At 63.8% G+C, this 7390-nt stretch carries 8 protein-coding genes and 1 pseudogene; 5 read left to right on the top strand and 4 right to left on the bottom strand.

The window, feature by feature from the left end; genetic code table 11:
- A pseudogene (locus Q7T64_RS14140) lies at nucleotides 1-401 on the top strand (RNA degradosome polyphosphate kinase); the annotation flags it as partial.
- Nucleotides 401-862: a histidine phosphatase family protein gene (locus Q7T64_RS14135; protein ID WP_304796993.1), complete on the top strand. Its 462-nt coding sequence runs from the start codon at nucleotides 401-403 to the stop codon at nucleotides 860-862. The pseudogene Q7T64_RS14140 and the gene Q7T64_RS14135, both read left to right, overlap by 1 nt.
- A gap of 30 nt (nucleotides 863-892) precedes the next feature.
- Here the strand turns inward: Q7T64_RS14135 and Q7T64_RS14130 are convergent, their stop codons facing one another.
- From Q7T64_RS14130 to Q7T64_RS14120, 3 genes are all read right to left on the bottom strand, one after another.
- Nucleotides 893-1663 carry a GNAT family N-acetyltransferase gene (locus tag Q7T64_RS14130; RefSeq protein WP_304796991.1) on the bottom strand — a complete coding sequence of 257 codons (771 nt, stop codon included), beginning with the start codon at nucleotides 1661-1663 and terminating at the stop codon, nucleotides 893-895.
- Between the two features lie 125 nt (nucleotides 1664-1788).
- A complete protein-coding gene (locus Q7T64_RS14125; RefSeq protein ID WP_304796989.1) occupies nucleotides 1789-2229 on the bottom strand; it encodes a hypothetical protein in 441 nt (146 codons plus the stop codon).
- A gap of 94 nt (nucleotides 2230-2323) precedes the next feature.
- Entirely contained in the window at nucleotides 2324-3787 is a 1464-nt protein-coding gene (locus Q7T64_RS14120) for a Ppx/GppA family phosphatase (protein WP_370653333.1), read from the bottom strand.
- A 170-nt stretch (nucleotides 3788-3957) separates the two neighbouring features.
- On the opposite strand from Q7T64_RS14120, the gene Q7T64_RS14115 reads away from it, so the two are divergent.
- The 3 genes from Q7T64_RS14115 to Q7T64_RS14105 are packed head-to-tail and all read left to right on the top strand — an operon-like array spanning nucleotide 3958 to nucleotide 6529.
- Complete coding sequence (locus tag Q7T64_RS14115) at nucleotides 3958-4821, top strand: UDP-2,3-diacylglucosamine diphosphatase (protein WP_370653332.1); 864 nt, start codon at nucleotides 3958-3960, stop codon at nucleotides 4819-4821.
- Nucleotides 4803-6023: a glycosyltransferase gene (locus Q7T64_RS14110; protein ID WP_304796987.1), complete on the top strand. Its 1221-nt coding sequence runs from the start codon at nucleotides 4803-4805 to the stop codon at nucleotides 6021-6023. The genes Q7T64_RS14115 and Q7T64_RS14110 overlap by 19 nt, the downstream gene beginning before the upstream one ends.
- Complete coding sequence (locus tag Q7T64_RS14105) at nucleotides 6020-6529, top strand: hypothetical protein (protein ID WP_370653331.1); 510 nt, start codon at nucleotides 6020-6022, stop codon at nucleotides 6527-6529. The genes Q7T64_RS14110 and Q7T64_RS14105 overlap by 4 nt, the downstream gene beginning before the upstream one ends.
- A gap of 26 nt (nucleotides 6530-6555) precedes the next feature.
- Here the strand turns inward: Q7T64_RS14105 and Q7T64_RS14100 are convergent, their stop codons facing one another.
- The gene (locus Q7T64_RS14100) at nucleotides 6556-7326 is read right to left on the bottom strand and encodes a helix-turn-helix domain-containing protein (RefSeq protein ID WP_304796985.1); all 771 of its coding nucleotides are present in this window, start codon (nucleotides 7324-7326) and stop codon (nucleotides 6556-6558) included.
- Nucleotides 7327-7390 lie beyond the last annotated feature (64 nt).

Below are 7390 nucleotides of genomic sequence, written 5' to 3'. Positions count from 1 at the left end.
ACCTGATCGTGCGCGGCGCCTGCGCGCTGCGGCCTGGCGTAGCCGGCCTGTCGGAAAACATCCGGGTGCGCTCCATCATCGGCCGCTTCCTGGAACACACGCGCATCTTTTATTTTCGCAACGACCTTGCCAATGATGTCTGGCTGTCCAGCGCAGACTGGATGAACCGCAACCTGTTCCGCCGCATTGAAGTCGCTTTCCCGGTACTCGACAAGGCCCTCAAGAAGCGCGTCATCAATGAAGGCCTGAACCCCTACCTGAAAGACAATGTAGACGCCTGGGAACTCGATGCCGAAGGCGACTACCACCGCAAGAAGCCCAGGGCCAGGCAAATACGGTTCGGGGCGCAGGCGTCGCTGATGCAAAGCCTGGGCAACGACACGACCAACGGCGTGCTGTGATGGAACTGATCCTCTGGCGCCATGCGCAAGCGCAAGAGCCCGAAGAGGGAATGGACGACATGGCGCGGCAACTCACCACTAAGGGACGCAAGCAGGCGCGCCGCATGGCCCAATGGCTGGACCAGGCGCTGCCGGCCAGTTGCAAGATCCTGGTCAGCCCGGCGCGACGTTCGATGCAGACTGCCGCCGCACTGAACCGGCGTTACCGGCTATGCGACGAGATCGCTCCCAACGCCGGCAGCGACGACCTGCTGCTAGCAGCCGGCTGGCCCGACAGCCGGTGTCCGGTACTGTTGGTCGGCCACCAGCCGGCCCTGGGTGAAGTCGCTGCACGGCTGTTGACCGGGCAAGCCGGCCAGATGGCGATCCGCAAGGGCTGCGTCTGGTGGATAGACAGTCGCGATGCAGGCGCCAGCAATGTACTGCGCGCCGTGGTCTGTCCCGAGCTGCCGCACAAGTGATGCCGCCCCGGCGGGGCCGGCGACGGAAGATTACTGCGCGCCCTCGCCGCGCAGATAGTGACGCGCATAGCGCCGCTCCAGCCGGGCCAGCGGCAGCAACATGAACAAGTCGGCGGTATGGAATTCCGGATCCAGCGCCGGCGCGCCGCCGACCCATGCGCCGCCGCGCAGATAGCCCTTGATCAGGGGTGGCACCCAGGCTTCCTGCTGCGGCATCGTCACGGGGGCGTCGAATGGCACACGCGGCGTCACCCGGCATCCCAGGGGCGCAAGGTGACTGGCCTGCAGCGACTGGCACACGGCAGCCGCATTATTGCCGCCGTCGGCCAGGCTGATGCTGGCGCAGCCGATCAGGTGCCTGCACTTTTCCCGCGCCATGAAGGCAGCCAGTCCTGACCACAGCAAGGTGATGACCGCGCCGCTACGATAATCCGGGTGCACGCAGGCGCGCCCCGCTTCCGCCATTCCGGGCCGCAATTCGGCCAGCTCGGCCAGGTCGAACTCGCGTTCCGAGTAATAGGCGCCGATCCTGCGCGCCGCAGAGGGGCCGAGCACCCGATACGTGCCCACCACTTCGGATGTGATGTCGTCGCGCACGACCAGATGCTCGCAAACCTCGTCATACTCGTCATGGTCGAGGCCGCCGCCCAGGCGCGGCAGGGACAGTCCCATCGCTTCGATGAAGAGCTGGTGGCGCAGCCTTTGCACCTCCCGGACTTCAGCCGGCGAGGTGGCAAGGCCAAGGGTCAACCTCGGCTGGCGAGGAGGAGGAGCAGCTTCGCTGCGCGTCAACAATTGCATGGCGACTTTCGTGGTGATTGAACACCACGTCAGGCTAACGTGCGATTGCTGCGCCCCTGTGAATGCCGGGTTTCAGTTGTGTTACCGCGGCGCTGTGCCCGCAGCGCCGCCAATGGCGGTCAGGCCTACTTTTCCTTGCTTGGCCGGCCCAGCTTGAGCGGCGGCAGGCTTTCCACCCAGCTCTTGAGTGCGCCGGCATCCAGCGTGCGGATCAGCGCCACGCCCACGCGCAACAGCTCGCTCTTCTTGACCTGGAATCCCCTGGACAGGCAAGCTTTCTTGACTTCAGCCAGCACCGCATATTCCGTCTCCGGCATGGTGAAGCTATCGCGGACGACTTTCACTTTTTTTGGCTTCTGCTTGCGCGCTGTCTCGTCGCTGGCGATTTCCTTCGGGCTCGTTTGGGTGCCATCCATTTTGCTCAGGTCGACGGCTGGCTTCGCTGCTGGCTTTGCTGCTGGCTTTGCTGCTGGCGTCCTGGCTACCGCGCTGCTTGCCACCTTGGTCGCCGGTTTTTTTGCCGGCGCTGCGGCGGATGATTTCGGGCCTGCTTTCCTGGTTGCCATGATCGATGAGCTCCTTGATAAAATAATATAAACGATATAAACAATATAAATTATATATACAATTAATTTCCAGCACCAGCAAGGCCCGGAAAGCTCAGGCCGGTTTCAGCAGGAACGGCCGTCCGATTTCTTCCCACTCGCCGCGTTCGCGGGTGAGCCACCACGACAAGGTGGGGTGTTGCTGCAGCAGGTCCGCGGGCGCCTCCACTTCGATCCGGTTGCGCACATGCAGGCGCAACAGCTTGGCGGAATCGCTTTCGTGGGAGTGCATCAGCACCGTTGCCAGCCGCAATGCCAGCACCGCGCAGCAAAAGTCAGGATCGTCCATGGCGTTGCCCAACTTGCGCAGGTTGCCCTTTTGCGCCAAAACCAGTTGTCCGAGCTTGCGCTGTTCGCGCGCGCTGAAACCCGGCAGGTCGGCATGCTCGACCAGGTAAGCGCCATGCTTGTGAAAACCGGTGCGCGAAACAATCAGGCCCACCTCGTGCAATTGCGCGGCCCAGCACAACAGGCGCTGGTTGTCGCCGCCGGGCCGGGCGCTTTTATAAAGCATGTCGGCTGCTGCCGCCACCCGCTGCACGCGCAGCGGATCGACCTGGAAACGGGTGGCGAACGCCTGCACGGCGGCGTCGCGCCGGTCGCCCGACGTGCTGCGCAGGTGCATGTCCCAGATCAGGCCCATGCGCAGGCCGGCTTGCACCGGCATGATCTGTTCGATGCCCAACTCTTCCATCAGGCCAATCAGGATCGCCAGGCCGCCGCTGATCACTTCGGCCCGATCCGGCTTGAGCCCGGCCAATGCGATCCGGCTGGTGTGGCCGAACCCGATCAGCCGTTCGCGCAACAACTGCAGCGTTTCGTAGCGCATCAGGCCATCGCCGATGCTATTGCGCGCCAGCGCGTCGCCGACGGCACGGATGGTGCCCGAGGATCCGCAGACCAGCTCCCAGTTGCCGCTGCCAAAACCTTCGGCCGCGTCCTCGAAGCGGCTGCGCGCCGATAGCACCGCTGCCTGGAAACTGCTGCGGTCGATCCGACCTTCGGGGAAGAACAGCACATTCTTGCGCACCGTGCCAATGCTGAACGATTCGACCCGCAGTATCTGCGCTCCGCGTCCCAGTACCAGTTCAGTCGAGCCGCCGCCGATATCGACCACCAGTTGCTGCTGGTTGCCATGGCCGGCCGTGGCCGCCACGCCGAGGTAGATCAGGCGCCCTTCTTCTTCGCCGGATATTACTTCGATCGGATAGCCGATCGCTTTTTCCGCCAGAGGCAGGAATTCATCGGCGTTGCGCGCCAGGCGCAGCGCGTTGGTGCCCACCACCCGCACCGCCTGCAAGGGATAGGTCGCCAGCAGTTGGCCAAACCCCTGCAGCGATTCGAGCGCGGCCTCGATTGCCGCCGGCGTCAGGCAGTCATCCTTGTCCAGTCCCGCACCGAGCCGAACCGGGTCGCGCGCACTGCGCACCACGCGAATGCCGTCGGCGGCCGGCTCGCCGATGTGCAACCTGAAACTGTTCGATCCGAGATCCACTGCCGCAAACATCATCTTCCCCATGCGCAAATTCATTACTCAACCAATCATCGTAGTCCGGCCATATTACCGGGCGATGACAAGACCCGTCATCAGCGCGTCACATGCACTTCACAAGCCTGCAGCAATGGCAGTCTACCCTGTAAGTCGCTATCTACCGGGAGCCACACTTCACCTATCCGAGACGACCAACAATGAAACCTCACGACAATTTCCTGAGCCCGCAAATCAAGCCGCCGGGCATCAAGAAAAAGCGCGAAACACTGCGTTACCGGACGATGTGGATTTCGGACATCCATCTCGGCACGCCAGGTTGCCAGGCCGCCAAGCTGCTGGATTTCCTGCGCGCAACCGATGCAGAGACGATTTACCTGGTCGGCGACATCATTGACGGCTGGCAATTGCGGCGCCGCTGGTTCTGGGACCAGCACCACAATAACGTCATCCAGACCATCCTGAAGAAAGCCAAGAAAGGCACGCGCGTCATCTTCGTCCCCGGCAACCACGACGAGTCGGTACGCCAGTTCATCGACCTCGACTTTGCCGGCATCCAGGTACGCGACGAGCTGGTGCACATCACCGCCGACGGCAAGCGCCTGCTGGTGCTGCACGGCGACCGCTTCGATGGCGTGATTGCCTGTGCCAAATGGCTGGCCTACGTCGGCGACAGCCTGTACACGGTAATCCTGAAATTCAACCAGCACCTGAACAACTGGCGCGCGCGGGTCGGCCTGCCGTACTGGTCGCTGTCGCAATACCTGAAACTGAAGGTCAAGAACGCAGTGAGCTACATCACCTCCTTCGAAACCGCACTGGCCGGCGAGGCGCGCCGGCTCGGCCTGGACGGCGTGATCTGCGGCCTCATCCACAAGGCGGAAATCCGCGACGTCGATGGCGTCATGTATTGCAATGACGGCGACTGGGTGGAAAGCCTGACCGCCCTGGTCGAAGACCACGATGGCAAATTAAGGCTGGTGGACTGGCAACAGGTGATGCTGGAGTCGGACCACCGGCGGGCAATCGCCATGATCGAAGAGCCATGCAGCGTAGCGGCCTGATCGCCCCCTTTGTCCCGGCAACGCCGACGGTCACGGCAGCGGCGCGCCGGCCGGCTGACGCCCGGCTGGCCAGCAAGACCATCGTCGTGCTGAGCGTCTCGGCCGGCAACGGCCACGTGCGCGCCGCACAGGCGCTGTGCAGCGCCGGCGCGACCGACCCGGCAATCGAAATGGTGCACCTGGACGTGATGCAATTCGTGCCGCGCGCATTCCGCAAGGTCTACACCGAGCTCTACCTGCAGTTGGTACGGAAATTTCCCCTGGCCTGGTCGGCGCTGTACAACTATACCGACCGTGCTGCCACGCAATCGGCGGGCCAGCGCTGGCGCCGCCTGGTCGAGCGACTCTGCATGGCGCAGCTACGCCGCCGCCTGGCCGAACTGGCGCCGGACGCCATCATTTGCACCCATTTCCTGCCTGCCGAGATGCTGGGCCGGCTGCCCGCCGCCGAGCGCCCTGCCGGCGGTGTATGGGTGCAGATCACCGACTACGGACTGCACAGCATGTGGCTGCAACCCGGCGTGTCGGGCTATTTCGTCGGCAGCGATGAACTGGCCTGGCAACTGCGGCAGCGCGGCGTTGCCGCGCACCAGGTGCATGTCACCGGCATTCCGGTGATGCCTGCCTTCTCCGATCCGCCAGGCCGGGTCCAGGCTGCGGCCAGCCTGGGTCTGGATCCGCTTCGCCCCACCGTGCTGCTGATGGGCGGCGGCCACGGCCACGGCGACCTGTTCCGGATCACTTCGGACTTGATCGCACTGGAACAACAGCCAACGGTCCTGGTCGCGACCGGCAACAACGCCGGCCTGCGCGCCGCGCTGACGCCACTGGCCAGCGCCCACCCGATCCGGCTACGGGTATTGGGCTATACCAACCAGATGGCCTTGCTGATGGCCTGCGCGGACTTCGTGGTCTCCAAGCCTGGCGGACTGACCACCGCCGAATGCCTGGCGATGGGCTTGCCGATGATCGCCGTGGACAGTATTCCGGGGCAGGAGGAGCGCAACGCGGACTACCTGCTCGAACACGGGGCGGCGTTGAAGGCGGCAACGGCGTGCAAAGTTGAATATCGGGTGCGGCAGCTGCTGTGCGATCCGGCCCGGCTGGCGGCGATGCAGCAAGCGGCGCGGGCACTGGGGCAAGCACATGCCGGGCGCGATGCATTGCGTATCGTGTGTCATGCGCTGGACATGGCAGCATGAGCCGCAACCGCGCGACCCTCAAGGCCTTGCTGGGGCTGGCGCCGATGCTGGCCGGCACCGTGCTGCTGGCGTTTTTTTTCGCGCAGATCGAAATCCATATCGAAGGCGAACACGGCTGGGCAGCCAACCTGCCGACCTGGCGCATCGAGCATCACTGGTTGCTGGACGTATTCTGGGGCTCACGCCCGATGACCGGATACCACGCCTGGGTGTTCCCGTTCATTGCCCTGTTCTTTCATTTTCCGGCCGCGTTCTCCAACACCTGGAACTGGGCGATCGAAGCCCGCATCTTCGCCTGCATCATGCTGTTCTGGCTGGTCGAGGACTTCCTGTGGTTTGTACTGAACCCGGCCTTCGGCCTGGCCCGGTTCGAGCCGATCAATGTCAGCTGGCACAAGCATTGGCTGTGGGGCGCACCGATCGAATACTGGCTGTTTGCACCCGTGTGCTGCCTGATGTTGTGGCTATCCTGCCGGCCGCTGGCAAAGCCGGAAAGCGGGCAATAGCAGCACTCGCCCAGGCACGTCCTGGCTCAGGCTGGCTGGTCCGGGGCGTGGTCCAGGTCTGCCGCCGGTCGCGGCACGGCATACGCCGCCATCACGCCATCCACTGCATAGCGGGTGAAATAATTCACTTCATGCGCCAGCAAGGGTTGGCGGCAGTGGCTGCACACCACCTCGGCGTGGAAGTCATGCTGGCACGGCTTGTGGCGGATCAGCAGCGGCGGCTTGCCACCGGACAGCCACTTGTCGCCCCAATGCATCATCACGATCATCGATGCAAACAGATCCATGCCCTTGGGCGTGAAGCGGTATTCAAACCGCTCTGGCCGCACACGATAGGCGCGCCGCTCCAGCACGCCATGCTCGGCCAGGTGTTGCAAGCGGTCAGTCAGGATATTGGTCGCAATGCCGAGATTGGACTGGAACTCGTCGAAGCGGCGCACGCCGAAAAACATTTCGCGGATCACCAGGAAACTCCAGCGGTCCCCAATGATGCGCAAGGTACGCGCCACTGAACAAGGCCGGCCGCGCTCCAGCGCCATCGGGTCCGATCCGCGCCGCGAACGCTTGCGCTCCACCGTGTGCGTGTGCGAACCGGCGCCGGGCCCGTTGCGGTACTGCACATCGCGCGCATCGATCGGCCCCTTGCAGGCGGAACAGACCACGAGCGGCGAGCATGCATGGCCGCAAGTCCGGTGCAGCATTTGCAGCGGCGGACGTTGTCCGTCCAGCAGCCAGGCGTCGCCAAAAGCCAGCAGCACCATCATGGTCGGGAACAGGTCCAGGCCGGCGTCCGACATGCGGTAGTCAAAGCGCAGCGCGCTGGGCGACTAGTTTTCCTAGTGCAGCAAGCCCAGTGCAGTC

Source organism: Lacisediminimonas sp. (assembly GCF_030645335.1).
GTDB lineage: Bacteria > Pseudomonadota > Gammaproteobacteria > Burkholderiales > Burkholderiaceae_D > Lacisediminimonas.
The sequence above is the reverse complement of the archived record's forward strand: the minus strand, read 5'-3'. Positions and strand labels throughout refer to the sequence as shown.

Bases quoted from the DNA above. Each gene is read 5' to 3' on its own strand.
- Q7T64_RS14135 (WP_304796993.1), top strand. From the start codon at position 401: ATGGAACTGATCCTCTGGCGCCATGCGCAAGCGCAAGAGCCCGAAGAG.
- Q7T64_RS14130 (WP_304796991.1), bottom strand. From the start codon at position 1,663: ATGCAATTGTTGACGCGCAGCGAAGCTGCTCCTCCTCCTCGCCAGCCG.
- Q7T64_RS14125 (WP_304796989.1), bottom strand. From the start codon at position 2,229: ATGGCAACCAGGAAAGCAGGCCCGAAATCATCCGCCGCAGCGCCGGCA.
- Q7T64_RS14120 (WP_370653333.1), bottom strand. From the start codon at position 3,787: ATGGGGAAGATGATGTTTGCGGCAGTGGATCTCGGATCGAACAGTTTC.
- Q7T64_RS14115 (WP_370653332.1), top strand. From the start codon at position 3,958: ATGAAACCTCACGACAATTTCCTGAGCCCGCAAATCAAGCCGCCGGGC.
- Q7T64_RS14110 (WP_304796987.1), top strand. From the start codon at position 4,803: ATGCAGCGTAGCGGCCTGATCGCCCCCTTTGTCCCGGCAACGCCGACG.
- Q7T64_RS14105 (WP_370653331.1), top strand. From the start codon at position 6,020: ATGAGCCGCAACCGCGCGACCCTCAAGGCCTTGCTGGGGCTGGCGCCG.
- Q7T64_RS14100 (WP_304796985.1), bottom strand. From the start codon at position 7,326: ATGTCGGACGCCGGCCTGGACCTGTTCCCGACCATGATGGTGCTGCTG.